This window comes from Chelatococcus reniformis (assembly GCF_014640075.1).
Taxonomy (GTDB): Bacteria; Pseudomonadota; Alphaproteobacteria; order Rhizobiales; family Beijerinckiaceae; genus Camelimonas; species Camelimonas reniformis.
Genome location: NZ_BMGG01000002.1, coordinates 701,047 through 715,251, shown reverse-complemented (window position 1 = coordinate 715,251; position 14,205 = coordinate 701,047). Strand labels below are relative to the sequence as shown.

Below are 14,205 nucleotides of genomic sequence, written 5' to 3'. Positions count from 1 at the left end.
TTTGCCCACATTCTCCCGGAGCCTCGAACAAGCCTTGCACCGAGCGCTCGGCTTCGCCAACGAGCGGCGGCACGAGTACGCGACGCTGGAGCATCTTCTGCTCGCGCTCATCGACGATCAGGATGCCTCGGCAGTTATGCGTGCCTGCAACGTCGACATGGACTCGCTGCGTCGCAACCTGTCCGAGTATGTCGACACCGAACTCATGAACCTGGTCAGCGACGGCCGGGAGGATTCCAAGCCGACGGCCGGCTTCCAGCGCGTGATCCAGCGCGCCGTGATCCACGTGCAGTCGTCGGGACGCGAGGAGGTGACCGGAGCCAACGTGCTCGTCGCCATCTTTGCGGAGCGCGAGAGCCATGCAGCCTATTTCCTGCAAGAGCAGGACATGACGCGCTACGATGCGGTCAACTATATCAGCCACGGCATCGCCAAGCGTCCTGGCCTGTCGGAGCAGCGCTCGCCGCGGGGCGAGGAGGAGGCCGAAATCAGGGGACAAAGCGAGGACAACGACGGGCCCCGCAAGAAAAAGGGTGACGCACTCGATGCTTACTGCGTCAACCTGAACAAGAAGGCGAAGGAAGGCCGCATAGATCCGCTGATCGGCCGCGAGAGCGAGGTCCAGCGGACCATCCAGGTGCTGTGCCGCCGCCATAAGAACAATCCGCTGCTCGTTGGGGATCCCGGCGTCGGCAAGACGGCGATCGCCGAGGGGTTGGCACGTAAGATCGTCACCGGCGAGGTCCCGGAGGTGCTGCGGGGCGCCACGGTGTTCTCGCTCGACATGGGCACCCTGCTCGCCGGCACGCGGTACCGAGGCGATTTCGAAGAGCGCCTCAAGCAGGTGATGAAGGAGATCGAGGCCCATCCCAAAGCGATCATGTTCATCGACGAGATCCACACGGTGATCGGTGCCGGCGCGACCTCAGGCGGTGCCATGGACGCGTCCAACCTGCTCAAACCGGCCCTCGCCTCGGGCACGCTGCGCTGCATCGGCTCGACGACCTATAAGGAGTACCGCCAGTATTTCGAGAAGGACCGTGCCCTGGTGCGTCGGTTCCAGAAGATCGACGTGGCCGAGCCGTCGATCCCGGACTCGATCGAGATCCTGAAGGGGCTCAAGCCCTACTTCGAGGAGTTTCATCGCCTGCGTTACACCAACGACGCCATCAAGGCGGCGGTGGAGCTCTCGTCGCGCTACATCCACGACCGCAAGTTGCCGGATAAGGCGATCGATGTGATCGACGAGACCGGCGCGTCGCAGATGCTGGTGCCGGAAGGACGCCGCAAGAAGGTGATCGGCACCAAGGAGATCGAGACGACCATCGCCCAGATGGCCCGGATCCCGCCCAAGACCGTCTCCAAGAACGATGCCGAGGTGCTCCAGAACATCGAGACGACGCTGGCGCGCGTCGTCTACGGCCAGGACACGGCGATCCGGGCGCTGTCGTCGTCGATCAAGCTGGCGCGCGCCGGTCTGCGCGATGCCGAGAAGCCGATCGGCTCCTACCTGTTCGCCGGCCCGACGGGCGTCGGCAAGACCGAAGTGGCGCGGCAGCTCGCGGCCTCGCTCGGGGTCGAGCTGATCCGCTTCGACATGTCCGAGTACATGGAGCGCCACACCGTGTCGCGCCTGATCGGCGCGCCGCCCGGCTATGTCGGCTTTGACCAGGGCGGCTTGCTGACGGACGGGGTCGACCAGCACCCCCACTGCGTGCTGCTGCTCGATGAGATCGAAAAGGCCCATCCGGACCTGTTCAACATCCTGTTGCAGGTCATGGACCACGGCAAGCTCACCGACCACAACGGCAAGCAGGTCGATTTCCGCAACGTGATCATCATCATGACCACCAATGCGGGCGCCGCCGACCTCGCCAAGTCGGCGTTCGGCTTCACCCGCACGAAGCGCGAGGGCGACGATCAGGAGGCGATCAGCCGCCTGTTCGCGCCCGAGTTCCGCAACCGGCTCGACTCGATCATCTCGTTCGGACACCTGCCGAAGGAGGTGGTCTCCAAGGTCGTCGACAAGTTCGTCCTCCAGCTCGAGGCGCAGCTCGCCGATCGCAATGTCACCATCGAACTGGCCGACGAGGCGCGCGAGTGGCTGGTGGAAAACGGCTACGACGAGACGATGGGAGCCCGGCCGATGGCCCGGCTGATCCAGTCCACCATCAAGACGCCGCTGGCCGACGAGGTGCTGTTCGGCAAGCTGAAGGGTGGTGGGGCGGTCCGTGTCGTCGTCACCAAGGACGAGGCGGGTAAGGAGTCGCTCGGCTTTGAATTCCCCGAGGGGCCGGTGCAGCCCAAGCCCGAGAAGGTGGTCGTCGACGCCGCCAAGAAGCGGATCAAGCGGCGTCCGCGCGTCACGACCGCGGCGGCGCCCAAGCCGATTGGCAAGCCCAAGCCCAAAAGCAGCGAAAGTGGCCGCTCAAACGATGGCTTGCCGGTCCGGACTGTGCCAAAAGTTCCCCTTAACAAAGGGTAAACTGGAGTTCGGGCATGACTACGTGGACCGAGCAGCGTCGCATCCGTCGCCGGCGGCGGCGGCGGATGGAGGAGATCGTCGGCTGGATCGTCGTGCCGCCGATGCTCGTGGGCCTGTGGTGGGGGGGCACCTACGTCTACGATACCTTCAAGGAGCCGGCCATGGCCGTGATCACGGCGGCCAAGGCCATCCAGGCGAAGGGCGTCTCCGGCCGCGAGCCGTGACCCCGGTGGCGATCTGACCGGTTCGGCCGGGCGCGGCGTCGCCACGGGTTTTGACGTGCATGAAGGTCCTCGTCACGGGTAGCGCCGGCCATCTCGGCGAGGCGCTGGTACGCTCGCTGCGCGCCGCAAACCATGTCGCCGTCGGCCTCGATCGCCTGGCGACGCCGTTCACCGACGCGGTCGGCTCGATCTCGGATCGTCGGCTGGTGCGTGAGGCGGTGACCGGCTGCGAGGCGGTGCTGCACGCCGCCGGCCTGCACAAGCCGCACGTCGCGACGCATAGCCCCCAGGACTTCGTCGACACCAACATCACGGGCACGCTGACCCTTCTCGAAGAAGCCGCCGCCGCGGGCGTCAAGGCTTTCGTCTTCACCAGCACGACCAGCGTGTTCGGCCGGGCGCTGACACCGGCCGACGACCAGCCTGCGGCCTGGGTCACCGAGGACGTCGCACCCGTCCCCAGGAACATCTATGGCGTGACCAAGGCGGCCGCGGAGGATCTCTGCCAGCTGTTCCAGCACCGCCACGGGCTTGCCTGCCTGGTGCTGCGGACGTCGCGGTTCTTTCCCGAGGACGACGATAGCGGGGCGGTGCGGGCACGATACGACGCCGACAACGCCAAGGTGAACGAGTATCTCTACCGCCGCGTCGATCTCGAGGACGTCGTGAGCGCCCATCTTCTGGCCATCGGGCGGGCTCACGCGATCGGCTTCGCCCGGTTGATCATCAGCGCCACGACGCCCTTCGCTCCGGCTGATCTTGCCGCCCTGCGCCACGATGCGCCCGCGGTGGTCCGCCGCCTCGTGCCCGGCTACGCGGAGCTCTATGCCAGCCGAGGTTGGGAGATGTTCCCCGCGATCGACCGCGTCTACGTCAACGCGCGGGCGCGGGACCTTCTGGGGTGGCAGCCCCGGTACGACTTCCGCGCCATCATCGAGGCGTTGGCTGCCGGCGGCGCGCCGGCAAGCGCACTGGCGCGCCGCGTCGGCGCCAAGGGCTACCATGCCCAACGCTTCGCCGATGGCCCGTATCCGGTGGACTGATCGTGCTCGAAGGCCGAGGCATTTGGCCCATTGTTGATCGGAGCGCGAGCGACTCGGCAGTCCGGCGCCGCTTGGATCGGGTAGACGTGGTCAGCCTTGCAGCGCCTGGCGCATCTGATCGGCCTGGGCCGCGAGCACGTCCGGCTTCGCCATCTCCTGGGCCGGCGGACGCAGCTCGACGCCGTTCCACCGCGGCAGAACGTGGAAATGGGTGTGGAACACCACCTGTCCGCCCGCGGTCTCGTTGGCCTGCACGATGGTAATCCCGTCGGCGTTCATGGTGTCCTTGGCGGCGAGCGCCACCTTTTTGATCGTGCGAGCCACCGCGGCGAGGTCTTCAGGCTCGATGTCGAGCAGATTGCGGGACGGCGCCTTGGGAATGACGAGCACATGCCCATCCGAGCGCGGCATGATGTCCATGAAGGCGAGCGTCAGCTCGTCCTCATAGACCTTGTGGCACGGCAGCTGTCCCTTGAGGATGGCTGCAAACACGTTCTTGGGATCGTAGGTTGGCATCCGGCATCCCCATCACCCCCGAGTGGGCACGATTGCCCACGGTTTTGCAAGGCGTGGGCAGCAGGTCAACCCTGATCACTCACGAGGCGAGGGATGGCGGGCGTGGAGGCGGAGCCGGCCGATCCCGGTCGGGCTTGCGCCGCCGCCGGGGCACGAGCGAGCTACTCCTTCTCCACCTCCACATGGCGGAACGGAGTCATGCCCTCCAGCTCGCCCTGTACGGCGCCCACATAGGCGGTCTCGCGCTTCAGGTAGTCGGCGACAGCCCGCCTGAGCGACGGATCGGCAATGTCGTGGGCAGAGTAGGTCATCACCGGGCGATAGCCGCGCGCCAGCTTGTGCTCGCCCTGCGCGCCAGCCTCCACCCTGGCCAGGCCGCGGCTGATGGCGAAGTCGATGGCCTGATAGTAGCAGACCTCGAAATGCAGGAATGGGTGTTGCTCGACGCAGCCCCAGTGCCGGCCGTAGAGCACGTTGGCACCGATGAAATTGATGGCGCCGGCGATATAGCGGCCGGCGCGCTTGGCCATGACCAGGAGAACCTGGTCGGCCATGCTCTCGCTGATCTGCGAGAAGAACGCGCGCGTCAGGTAGGGTCGGCCCCATTTGCGCGAGCCGGTGTCCTGGTAGAAGGCGAAGAATGCGTCCCAATGCGCCTCGGTGATGGCCGCGCCCGTCAGCTGCTCGATGTCGATACCCGCGGCGACCGCGTCGCGCCGCTCCCGGCGGATCGCCTTGCGCTTGCGCGAGGCGAGCGCCTCCAGGAAGGCGTCGAAGCTCTCATAGCCCTCGTTGAGCCAGTGGAACTGCTGGTCCTGCCGCAGCAGGAAGCCTGCCGCTCCAAGCTCCTCCCATTCGTCCCTGGGCAGGAAGGTGACGTGTGTGGACGACGCCCCGGTTTGCTGCATCAGCGCTCGCAGCCCGTTGATCAGTGCGCTTCGCGCCAGCGCCGCCTGGGGGCCTGGCCTGACCAGCAGGCGGGGCCCCGTCGCCGGTGTGAACGGCACGCTGACCTGGAGCTTGGGATAATAGCTCCCGCCGGCGCGCTCATAGGCATCGGCCCAGCCCTGGTCAAAGACGTACTCGCCGCGCGAGTGGGACTTGAGATAGCAGGGCGCGACGGCCACGATGGTACCGGCACCGTCTTCGACCGTCAGGTGGATTGGCGCCCATCCGGTTCGCTTCGTGGCCGAGCCCGAGGACTCCAGCGCATGCAGGAATGCGTGCGATACAAACGGGTTGCGCGGATCTTCTGATGTATCGACAGAGCATGGAGCGGGCGCGGGCGTCGTCGCCGGATGCATGGCGCACGCATCCCAGACCGCAGCGGACACAGCTTCGATCGCCGTCGCCACTTTGACGGTCGGCGTAAACGGCGAGGCCTGCGGCGCGTCGCGAGCCATCAGGCGGAGCGTCCCGGCGGGGTGAGCGGCAGCATGGCCCCCAGTGCAGCGCCCCGGTCGAGCCACGTCAATGCGGGGTCTTGGCGCACGGGCCGGGCGGCGGGCACGCTCAAGGGCGGAACCCCTCGAATATCATCTGATCGGCCCCGTCGGCGGCTCGCTCGCGTTCGGCCGTCGTGCGGACCGTCCATGCGAGAACCGGCATGCCGAGATGGCGGGCGACGGTGGTGGGCGGCGACGGCAGATCGCGGACGCGCCAGGCGAGAAAGTCGGGACGCGACCGATCCAGATGGAGCAGCCCGGAGAGTCGTGATCGGCGCGCGGTGGGCAACCCATCCCACTCCTCCTCGTCGTAGTCGGCCTGAGCGACGATGCCGCGCGGCCGTGTCGGTGCCAGATCGCCCAAGGCCGCCACGACGTCATCGTCGAACGACATCAGCGCGACGTTGGCAGGCGCATCTGCCACGATGGCGGCGACGCGGCGGGCGAGCGACAGGTCGCCGTCGAAGCGGCTCTTGATCTCGACGAGCACCGGGACGCGGGCGCCGATCGCATCGAGAAACGAAGCTAGCGTCGGCATGGCCTGATCAGGGGCGTCCCGATAGGCGATGCACCCCAGCTCCGCCGCTGTGCGGTCGCGGACCGGGCCTTCGGCCCGGCACAGGCGATCGAGTGTATCGTCGTGGAAGACGATGGCCTCGCCGTCCCGCGTCAGCTGCACATCGCATTCGATGCCGTAGCCGGCGGCCATGGCGGCCGCGGCCGCGGCCGTCGTATTCTCGAGGCAGCCGCTCGGACGGCCGTGCAGCCCGCGGTGGGCGACGGGCCGTATGGTGAGCCAGTGCGGCCAGCCGGTCATCGCTCAGGCGATCTCGAACATGGCTTCGACTTCGACCGCGGCGTCGAGCGGCAGCTCCGCGACCCCGATCGTCGAGCGGGCGTGCCGACCTCGGTCGCCGAGCGCTGTCACCATCAGGTCCGAGGCGCCGTTCATGACCGCCGCAAGGGCGCTGAAGTTGGGCAGCGCGTTGATGAAGCCGCCGAGGCGGACGCAGCGCGCGATCTGGTCGAGATCGCCGATGGCCGCCCTGGCCTGCGCCAGCACATTGATCGCGCACAACCGCGCCGCCGCCTGGCCATCCTCCAGGGACACCTCGGCGCCGAGCTTGCCGCGGTGCGCATCGGACAGCTTGCCGTCGACGCCGGTGCAGAGCTGGCCCGAAACGATGAGCAGCGAGCCGGTGCGCACGCACGGGAGATAATTGGCAAGCGGCGCCGCCGGTGTCGGCAGCCGGATGCCGACATCCGCCAGTTTCGCCTCGATTTGACTCATTTTCGCCCCCTGCAGTGCATCGGCTGGACAAGCTGTCGCGCGGCCGTTGCAAGCCGCCGAGACGGCCTCTACCTTCGCCGCAACTGAGGAGATTGCATGACGACCGGATCGCGTCGAGTGCGGGGTGAAGCAGGGCCGGGCACGACCCCGGCGCACGTGGCCGTGCTGGTGTGCGCGGCGGTCGCGCTGGCCGTGGGCCCGGCACACGCCGGGACGCCGCAGCCTGCCGCCGTGCCGGCCCCGCCAGCCGTGCTCGCCGGCCACATGGCCGTCTATGATCTGTCGCTGGCATCGAGCAAAGGCGCGCGCTCGGTGATCTCGGTGCGCGGGCGCATCGCCTACGACTTCGGCGGCGACGCCTGCGAGGGCTATCCCCTATCGTTCCGCCAGGTGAGTGTGGTGGAGCCGAGCGAGGGCGAATCGCGCCTCTCCGATCTGCGCAGCACGACCTTCGAGGAGGGCGACGGCTCCGGCTTCAAATTCCGGCAGGAGACGCAGGCCGGAGCCAGAGCCGCCAACCTCGTCGATGGGCATGCCGAGCGCTCTGGCGGCGATCGCACCGTGATCGAGCTGTCGAAGCCCAAGCGCGAGCGTCAGACCGTCGAGGGCGAGGTGCTGTTCCCGTCGCAGCATATGAAGCGCCTCATCGAGGCGGCGAGAGCCGGCCAGAGCACGTTCGCGGTGAAGGTGTTCGACGGGTCGGACGACGGGCGCAAGGTGTTCGACACCCTCTCCATCATCGGCAAGCGCATCGCACCCGGCCGCTCCGACGGCCTGGAGCCGGCGGCGCTCAAGGCGGGGCTGGACAAGATCGCCCGGTGGCCGGTGACGATCACCTATTTCACGCCAGGCGAGGGCGAACGCACGCCGATCTATGCGATCTCGTTCGACATGTTCGAGAATGGCATCAGCGGCGCGCTCAAGCTCGACTACGGCGACTTTGTCGTGAAGGGCGACATGAAGACCCTCGATCTCAAGTCAGCCTCGAAGACCTGCCAGCGCTGACCGGGCCGCCCTATTTGGGCTTTGCCTTCAAGGCCGTGTGGTCCTTGAGCGCGATGCCGCGGATCACCGCCTCGGTGCCGAAGCGGCCGCGCAGCGCATCGATGGCCCGCTCGGTCCGGGCGTCGCGCTGCGAGGTGGTGTCGGCGAGATCGCCCCGGTCGGCGAGTTCGCCCGGGCCAAGGTCTCCCGCGCCGACGCCGATCAGGCGGAAGGCCGTCCCGTCGCACTCCTGGACGAGCAACTCGCGGCCGACGTCGAACAGCCGGCGCGCCAACTGCGTCGGCGGCAGGCCCGAACGCGTGCGGGTGCGCAGCTGGAAACTCGCCGTCTTGAGCTTGAGCGTGATGCTGGATCCGGAATGGCCGGCGGCCTTGAGCCGCGCCGAAACCCGTTCGCAGAGCCGCCACAGGACGGCTTCGAGCTGCTCGCGCGAGCGGATGTCGTCCTCGAAGGTCGTCTCGGCCGACACCGATTTCGCCTCCCGCGCCGGCTCCACGCGCCGCTCGTCGATGCCGCGCGCCAGGCGCGACAGCCGTGCCCCCTCGTTACCGAGGAGCGCCATCAACGCCGCGGGCGACTGCGCCCGCAGGTCGGCGATGGTGTGCAGCCCGCGCTCGGCCAGGCGCCGCTGCGCCGCCTTGCCGATTCCCGGTATCAGGGTGACGGAGCGTGGGCCGAGGAACGCGACGGCGTCGGCCCGCCCGATCACCGAGAAGCCGCGCGGCTTGTCCAGATCGGAGGCGACCTTGGCGAGGAACTTGTTGTAGGAGAGCCCGACGGAGACGGTGATGCCGATGTCACGCTCCACATCGCGGGCAAAGCGCATCAGCGTGGTGGCGGGCGGCGCGTGGTGCAGGCGCTCCGTGCCCGATAAATCGAGAAACGCCTCGTCGATCGAAACCGGTTCGACCAGCGGCGTCAGGTCCCTCATCATGGCGCGCACCTGGCGTCCGACGTCGGCATATTTCGCCATGTCCGGACGGACCACCACCGCGTCGGGGCACGCTTTCAAGGCCTTGAACATGGGCATGGCCGAGTGGACGCCATACGTGCGTGCCACGTAGCACGCCGTGGAGACGACGCCACGGCGCCCGCCGCCGATGATGACGGGCTTGTCGGCGAGCGAAGGGTCGTCGCGCTTCTCGATGGCCGCATAGAAGGCGTCGCAATCGATATGGGCGATGGCGAGCTCCGCCTGCTCGGCGTGCATGACCAGGCGAGGGCCGCCGCAGGCAGCGCACCGCTCGTGATGCGCGGGCGGGGCATCGGCCAGGCAATCGCGGCAAAGCGCATGCCCGCATCCGGTCACGGCTCGTGAGCCTGCCTGCTGCCCGCCAGGAGGCCGTGCGCCTGCGCTATGGCTTCGGGACGGACCTCGGCGGCACCGGCGAAGGCAAGCAGCAGGCTTTCATCGTCGAGCAGATGCTGCAGGACGGCCGCCAGGAAGCCCGGTTCGCCGGCGGCGGCCCGGATGTCGTGCGGGGCGATTCCCGTCAGGGCCAGGAAGCGGCCGATTCGATCGGGCTCCTGCGCCAGGAAGGTGAGGGCGGAGACGGCCAGGTTCTCGGCCCAGGCCTGGTTTGGCGGAGTCCGCGTGCGTCCGGTCTGCATCGGTTTGCGTTTCGTTGACGTCTGAACTCTAGATGTTCAACTGAGGATGCCGCAAGGCAAGCGGCGAGTCGCGGCGATCCCGTTGCAATCGCCGTCAGCAGCGCGTCCCCGGCGGGTGGCGTTACCCGGCGGCAAGCGCCAGTTCGGAACCTGTGCCGATCGGACGCCCCTGTCCCCTCGGTGCCGGTGCCAAGGATCGTCCCATGGCCAAGACTATCCTCATCGTCGAGGACAACGAGCTCAACATGAAGCTTTTCAGCGATCTGCTGGAGGCGCATGGCTATCGGACGCTCAAGACGGCCCATGGCATCGATGCCATGGAACTGGCGCGCGCGGACCGCCCGGACCTCATCCTCATGGACATCCAGCTGCCCGAGGTGTCGGGCCTCGAGGTGACGCGCTGGCTCAAGCAGGATCCGGACCTCAAGGCCATCCCCGTCATCGCCGTGACCGCCTTCGCCATGAAGGGCGACGAGGAGCGCATTCGCGAGGGCGGCTGCGAGGGCTACCTCTCCAAGCCGATCTCGGTCAGCAAGTTCCTGGAGACGGTCCGGAACTACGTCGGGCCGGCTTAGGCGATCCTGTGATCGGGCGAGATCATCCGCTAGATGAGCTCGGATGGCGGTCCGCTGGCGAGATCGGGAATCGCTCGGAGCGGTGACAACCGTCTCTTAACCATACGCCACATTGCCTGTGGGCGGCGCAGGCCGGCGATTGCTTTCGCTGCGAGGCCCGCTAGGTTGGTCGCGACGCAGCGGGTCCACGACCCGCATGCCACGCCCCAGCCCTACGGATGCTAGGTCCGCCGCATCTCCTGGCTTCGTGGGGTTAGGCCGGTCCGGAGGCGTGTGCCTGTACGTCAGGCGCCGCCTCCGGCCGGCCACCTTGCTGCTCCCCGCCGTATGGACGTTGCCGGCGCGACCGCGCCGTACCGCTAAGCCCCGGTTAACCTCGCCCGTGTCGAATGCCGTTGCGATCGCTTCGATTCGCGGCACCCGGACGAGTAGCATGGGCAACGTTGTACAATTTCGGCTGCGGCCTTCCCTGGATCACGACGACGAGATCCCCGAGGTCGATCTCGTGACCGCCGTCGATGTCGCCATTCGCGATCTGCGCGATATCGCGCGCCAGTCCCTGGCGAGCGCCACGCGCGAGCAGGCCAATTCCTGTCGGTTGATGCTGGAGCGTGCCTACGAGGCTGCCGTCCGCCGCTGATGCACGGACGATTGCCCCACCGGGATGCCATTCGTCCGGTCGGGCCGACATCTTCCAAATCTCAAGAATCTGAACGATGGGCGGCTGCACCGATCGGCAGCGTCGACTAGAGCGTTTTTGAGCGAAGTGGACGCCGGTTCGCGTGAAGAAAACGCGGCAAATCAAACAGATAGAGTATTTCGGTGATTCGAAGAAACGCGGAAATGCTGTAGGCATCTGCCGGTCGTCAGCGGCAGCCGAGGGCGCGCTCGTCGGCCTTGATCTGTCGTACGCGGGTGCTCTGGCGCGCCGAGAGTGGCACGTCGGCCTCGTCGTCATAGGCGCAGCCGGCGTTGCCGAAGGCGCGGATGCCCCGGCTGGTTTTGAAGCAATAGCCGGCCGCCTTGAAGATGGCGTTGCGCTGATACCAAAGGTCGTCGCAGACATCCGCCGAAGCCGTGGTCGTGGCGGCGACGACGACCGCGGCGAGCGCCGCGGCGCACACGCCAGATCGCGGGACGAGCTTGCTCACAGGGCGCCCTCCTGAACGACAAAACCGCCCCTCAGGGCGGCTTTTCGAGACGATTCGGGCGGCTGGCACCGCCTTACTTGATCTTGGTTTCCTTGAACTCGACGTGCTTGCGAGCGACTGGATCGTACTTCTTGACGCTCAGCTTGTCGGTCATCGTACGCGTGTTCTTCTTGGTGACGTAGAAGTAGCCCGTATCGGCGGTCGACACGAGCTTGATCTTGATGGTGACGGCCTTGGCCATGATCGAACCTCTGAAGGATCCCGGTGCGCGGCAGCCGGGCCTGTCACGGCCGTGTCACGCGCGCTACGCAAAAGGGCCGGCGAACCGGCCCGAAAGATGCCAAGGGACATGCCGTATTGAGCCGCGCAAGTCAAGCGTCGCGCGGCCGATCACCTGGAGGCGACGCCCAAGCGCACGCCCGCCACCAAAACGTAGAGCGCGAACAGCAAGGCCAGGGTCACGGCAAAGCCGTGTGGCATCATCAGGTGCATGCCGAAGCCAACCAGGGGCGGACCCACCATCAGTCCCACGTTGTAGAGCAGGATGAAGGCTGCATTGGCCCCGGCGAGGTCCTCCGGTGCGGAAAAGCGCTCGCCCAGGTGCGCCAGCCCCACGGTGTAGAGCGCCGTGCCGATGCCGCCCCAGATGACCAGCAAGGCCTCGAACAGGAGCGGCGTACCCGCCGCCCAGGGCAGCAGGCCGGTGGCGAGCGTGCCGACAAGCCCGACGGCGAGCAGCAGCACGCGGCGGTTCATGCGGTCCGACAGCAGCCCGATCGGAATTTGCAGCAGCACGCTGCCCAACGCGACCAGGCTGACGAGGAAGGCCGCGTCCGCCGGGCCAAAGCCCAGCCGCAGACCGTAGATCGGCAGAAGGCTGAAACCGCCGGTCTCGACCGCTCCGAAGACCAGGACGGCGACCGTGGCGGCGGGCGCCGCGAGCACGAAGAACAGCGTGCCGTGTCGGGAATGGGTCTCCAGCATCGGCGTTTCGCCGCGCGCACCGGCGAGCGGGATGGCGGCGACGCCGAACAGCAGGGCGCCGATGGCGTAGGGGGCCCAGCCCGTGGTTCCCACCATCACGAGCACGGCCGGCCCGGCGGCGAAGCCCAGCGACAGCACGGTGGCATAGAGACCCATGAAGAATCCGCGGCGCGAGGCGGGGGCTGCCGTGTTGATCCAGAACTCCGACAGCACGAACAGTGCGCCGAGCGCGGCCGAATAGACGAAGCGGAACAGGAACCAGGCCGGCAGCCAGGGCACCGCCTTGAAGGCGAGTAGGGAGAGCGCCGACAACGCAATCGACGCGGCGATCAACCGCCCGACGCCCAGGCGGGCGGCGAGCCGCGGCACGAACGGCAGCGTCACGATGGCGGCGAGGCCGGCCGTCGCTGTGTTCACGCCGATCATGACGCTCGAGACGCCCATGCGCTCCATCTCGAGCGACAGCAGCGGGATCGACAGGCTCAGGCCCACGCCGACGATCGACACCATGACGATCGCCGCGGAGATGGCGCGGATATTGAGCGGCGCCTCGCCCGCCGCCCCGGGGGACCGTCCCGACAGGCTCGGAGGGAAAGGCGCGGTGCTCGACGGTGGCTCGGCCGGGGTCACAGCTCCTCGCGCTGGAAGGCTCCGCCGCGGGCGTAGTAGAACGGCACCGGCAGAGCGTGCCCGAAGCCTGCCTCGGTGCGCTTGTCGAGCTCCTTCAGTACCACCGTGGTGATCGAGGGCAGTTCCAGCTCGAGGGCCTGATCGAGCTCCACCCAGACGAGCTCGGTCAGCTCGCTGTCCGGCGTGATGATGCCGTCGACCCGGTGCGCGATCTGGTTGGCGTCGACAGCGAAGAAGCGCGTGTCGAAGCGCTTGGGCCGACCCGGCGGGGTGATGGCCCTGGCGACGAAGCGCAGCGGCTCCAGGTCGGGCACGATGCCGTGCGAGATGAACTCGCTCCACGGGCCCTCGGGAACGCGGCTCGGTCGCTCGCCGTCGATGCGCCGGCCGAGCAGCAGCCCGGTCTCCTCGAAGGTCTCGCGGATCGCAGCGAGCGCCAGGGCGCGGCCGCGCGTGAGCGACGGCTTGACGGTGCGGGCCAGCAGCTTCTCGCCCACGGTGGGGTGCAGGGGGTTGCTGGCCGCCATGAAGCGGTCGTTGGTCTCGATGCGCCCGCCCGGAAAGACGAACTTGCCCGGCATGAACCTGTGCCCGGCGTGGCGCCGACCCATCAGCACCTTGGGCTCGCGGCCCGACCGATCGATGATGATCAGCGTTGCGGCGTGGCGCGGCCGGATCGTCGGCCAGCGCGGTTCATCCTTCTCGCTGGTGGTGAGCGCAACCGTGTGTTCCGTCAATGCCTCGATCCTCCCACCCCTGCCGCCGGCGTGTTCGCCGCCGGTTCGGGTCTCGTTGCTTGTGTCGCGCCGGCGCCTCGCCGTCAGTCCGACTTGCCTGCGCGGTCGTGATCGGCCATCAGCGCCTCCTCGTCGACACCACCGAAGCCATGCATGCCATTCGCCCATTGCAAGGCGACGACGGCACCCTTCACCGGCTGGAGGAGGAGGAGCGACAGCACCACGGTCACCGTAGGCCAGAGCGCCATGTGTAGCCATGCCGGCCAATCGGAATAGGTTTCCGCTGCGAGAATACCGGAGCCCACGATGTGGCCCACGATGACGATGACCAGGTAGGGGGGAAGATCGTCGGCGCGATGGTGGTGGAAGGCCTCTCCGCAAGCCGGGCAGTGGTCGTTGACCTTGAGGAAGCGGCCGAACAGGCGGCCGTCGCCGCACGCGGGGCAGCGGCCGGCGAAGCCGCGCTTGATGGCGCTCCACACGCTTCGGCGCCCATGAGAGGTCATGT

Annotated in this window: 17 protein-coding genes; 6 read left to right on the top strand and 11 right to left on the bottom strand. The window is 67.7% G+C overall.

Features of this window, described 5'->3' with window-relative positions; all coding sequences use genetic code 11:
- The first annotated feature begins 1 nt into the window (after position 1).
- From clpA to IEW34_RS07675, 3 genes are read left to right on the top strand one after another with little or no spacing between them, the layout of a single operon-like run.
- Positions 2 to 2,485, top strand: a complete 2,484-nt coding sequence (gene clpA / locus IEW34_RS07685; protein WP_188608541.1) for an ATP-dependent Clp protease ATP-binding subunit ClpA — start codon at positions 2 to 4, stop codon at positions 2,483 to 2,485.
- Positions 2,486 to 2,499: 14 nt separating this feature from the next.
- A complete protein-coding gene (locus IEW34_RS07680; protein ID WP_188608540.1) occupies positions 2,500 to 2,709 on the top strand; it encodes a hypothetical protein in 210 nt (69 codons plus the stop codon).
- Between the two features lie 59 nt (positions 2,710 to 2,768).
- Positions 2,769 to 3,752 (top strand): NAD-dependent epimerase/dehydratase family protein, encoded by a 984-nt coding sequence (locus IEW34_RS07675; protein ID WP_188608539.1) that lies wholly within the window; start codon positions 2,769 to 2,771, stop codon positions 3,750 to 3,752.
- A gap of 90 nt (positions 3,753 to 3,842) precedes the next feature.
- On the opposite strand, the gene IEW34_RS07670 is transcribed toward IEW34_RS07675, so the two are convergent.
- The 4 genes from IEW34_RS07670 to IEW34_RS07655 all read right to left on the bottom strand — a co-directional run bounded on the left by IEW34_RS07670 (position 3,843) and on the right by IEW34_RS07655 (position 7,004).
- Positions 3,843 to 4,268, bottom strand: coding sequence for an HIT family protein (locus IEW34_RS07670; protein WP_188608538.1), 426 nt, complete (start codon positions 4,266 to 4,268; stop codon positions 3,843 to 3,845).
- A 161-nt stretch (positions 4,269 to 4,429) separates the two neighbouring features.
- Positions 4,430 to 5,671 (bottom strand): GNAT family N-acetyltransferase, encoded by a 1,242-nt coding sequence (locus IEW34_RS07665; RefSeq protein ID WP_188608537.1) that lies wholly within the window; start codon positions 5,669 to 5,671, stop codon positions 4,430 to 4,432.
- 109 nt (positions 5,672 to 5,780) lie between these two features.
- Positions 5,781 to 6,530 (bottom strand): glycerophosphodiester phosphodiesterase family protein, encoded by a 750-nt coding sequence (locus tag IEW34_RS07660; RefSeq protein ID WP_188608536.1) that lies wholly within the window; start codon positions 6,528 to 6,530, stop codon positions 5,781 to 5,783.
- Positions 6,531 to 6,533: 3 nt separating this feature from the next.
- On the bottom strand, positions 6,534 to 7,004 hold the full coding sequence (locus IEW34_RS07655) for a RidA family protein (RefSeq protein WP_188608535.1): 471 nt from the start codon (positions 7,002 to 7,004) through the stop codon (positions 6,534 to 6,536).
- A 96-nt stretch (positions 7,005 to 7,100) separates the two neighbouring features.
- On the opposite strand from IEW34_RS07655, the gene IEW34_RS07650 reads away from it, so the two are divergent.
- Positions 7,101 to 8,009: a cell envelope integrity EipB family protein gene (locus tag IEW34_RS07650; RefSeq protein WP_188608534.1), complete on the top strand. Its 909-nt coding sequence runs from the start codon at positions 7,101 to 7,103 to the stop codon at positions 8,007 to 8,009.
- Positions 8,010 to 8,019: 10 nt separating this feature from the next.
- Here the strand turns inward: IEW34_RS07650 and IEW34_RS07645 are convergent, their stop codons facing one another.
- Positions 8,020 to 9,318: a DNA polymerase IV gene (locus IEW34_RS07645; protein WP_188608533.1), complete on the bottom strand. Its 1,299-nt coding sequence runs from the start codon at positions 9,316 to 9,318 to the stop codon at positions 8,020 to 8,022.
- The gene (locus tag IEW34_RS07640; RefSeq protein WP_188608532.1) at positions 9,315 to 9,620 is read right to left on the bottom strand and encodes a DUF3572 domain-containing protein; all 306 of its coding nucleotides are present in this window, start codon (positions 9,618 to 9,620) and stop codon (positions 9,315 to 9,317) included. Before IEW34_RS07640 ends, IEW34_RS07645 begins: the two co-directional genes overlap by 4 nt.
- Before the next feature lie 203 nt (positions 9,621 to 9,823).
- Here IEW34_RS07640 and IEW34_RS07635 point away from each other — a divergent pair, with 203 nt between their 5' ends.
- Together IEW34_RS07635 and IEW34_RS07630 are read left to right on the top strand one after the other, a co-directional pair.
- Positions 9,824 to 10,195: a response regulator gene (locus tag IEW34_RS07635; protein WP_188608531.1), complete on the top strand. Its 372-nt coding sequence runs from the start codon at positions 9,824 to 9,826 to the stop codon at positions 10,193 to 10,195.
- Between the two features lie 433 nt (positions 10,196 to 10,628).
- A complete protein-coding gene (locus tag IEW34_RS07630; protein WP_188608530.1) occupies positions 10,629 to 10,835 on the top strand; it encodes a hypothetical protein in 207 nt (68 codons plus the stop codon).
- 226 nt (positions 10,836 to 11,061) lie between these two features.
- Here IEW34_RS07630 and IEW34_RS07625 read toward each other — a convergent pair whose 3' ends face one another.
- The 5 genes from IEW34_RS07625 to IEW34_RS07605 form a co-directional block, all read right to left on the bottom strand.
- On the bottom strand, positions 11,062 to 11,346 hold the full coding sequence (locus IEW34_RS07625) for a YARHG domain-containing protein (protein WP_244641853.1): 285 nt from the start codon (positions 11,344 to 11,346) through the stop codon (positions 11,062 to 11,064).
- A gap of 73 nt (positions 11,347 to 11,419) precedes the next feature.
- On the bottom strand, positions 11,420 to 11,587 hold the full coding sequence (gene rpmG, locus IEW34_RS07620; RefSeq protein WP_188608529.1) for a 50S ribosomal protein L33: 168 nt from the start codon (positions 11,585 to 11,587) through the stop codon (positions 11,420 to 11,422).
- Positions 11,588 to 11,736: 149 nt separating this feature from the next.
- Positions 11,737 to 12,960 (bottom strand): MFS transporter, encoded by a 1,224-nt coding sequence (locus IEW34_RS07615; RefSeq protein WP_244641852.1) that lies wholly within the window; start codon positions 12,958 to 12,960, stop codon positions 11,737 to 11,739.
- Positions 12,957 to 13,697 carry an NUDIX hydrolase gene (locus IEW34_RS07610; RefSeq protein ID WP_244641851.1) on the bottom strand — a complete coding sequence of 247 codons (741 nt, stop codon included), beginning with the start codon at positions 13,695 to 13,697 and terminating at the stop codon, positions 12,957 to 12,959. The genes IEW34_RS07615 and IEW34_RS07610 overlap by 4 nt, the downstream gene beginning before the upstream one ends.
- A gap of 83 nt (positions 13,698 to 13,780) precedes the next feature.
- Positions 13,781 to 14,203 (bottom strand): DUF983 domain-containing protein, encoded by a 423-nt coding sequence (locus tag IEW34_RS07605; protein WP_188608679.1) that lies wholly within the window; start codon positions 14,201 to 14,203, stop codon positions 13,781 to 13,783.
- Positions 14,204 to 14,205: the final 2 nt, after the last annotated feature.

Excerpts from the sequence above, each read along its gene's own strand:
- IEW34_RS07680 (WP_188608540.1), top strand. The coding sequence starts at position 2,500 with ATGACTACGTGGACCGAGCAGCGTCGCATCCGTCGCCGGCGGCGGCGG.
- IEW34_RS07675 (WP_188608539.1), top strand. The coding sequence starts at position 2,769 with ATGAAGGTCCTCGTCACGGGTAGCGCCGGCCATCTCGGCGAGGCGCTG.
- IEW34_RS07670 (WP_188608538.1), bottom strand. The coding sequence starts at position 4,268 with ATGCCAACCTACGATCCCAAGAACGTGTTTGCAGCCATCCTCAAGGGA.
- IEW34_RS07665 (WP_188608537.1), bottom strand. The coding sequence starts at position 5,671 with ATGGCTCGCGACGCGCCGCAGGCCTCGCCGTTTACGCCGACCGTCAAA.
- IEW34_RS07660 (WP_188608536.1), bottom strand. The coding sequence starts at position 6,530 with ATGACCGGCTGGCCGCACTGGCTCACCATACGGCCCGTCGCCCACCGC.
- IEW34_RS07655 (WP_188608535.1), bottom strand. The coding sequence starts at position 7,004 with ATGAGTCAAATCGAGGCGAAACTGGCGGATGTCGGCATCCGGCTGCCG.
- IEW34_RS07650 (WP_188608534.1), top strand. The coding sequence starts at position 7,101 with ATGACGACCGGATCGCGTCGAGTGCGGGGTGAAGCAGGGCCGGGCACG.
- IEW34_RS07640 (WP_188608532.1), bottom strand. The coding sequence starts at position 9,620 with ATGCAGACCGGACGCACGCGGACTCCGCCAAACCAGGCCTGGGCCGAG.
- IEW34_RS07635 (WP_188608531.1), top strand. The coding sequence starts at position 9,824 with ATGGCCAAGACTATCCTCATCGTCGAGGACAACGAGCTCAACATGAAG.
- IEW34_RS07630 (WP_188608530.1), top strand. The coding sequence starts at position 10,629 with ATGGGCAACGTTGTACAATTTCGGCTGCGGCCTTCCCTGGATCACGAC.
- rpmG (WP_188608529.1), bottom strand. The coding sequence starts at position 11,587 with ATGGCCAAGGCCGTCACCATCAAGATCAAGCTCGTGTCGACCGCCGAT.
- IEW34_RS07605 (WP_188608679.1), bottom strand. The coding sequence starts at position 14,203 with ATGACCTCTCATGGGCGCCGAAGCGTGTGGAGCGCCATCAAGCGCGGC.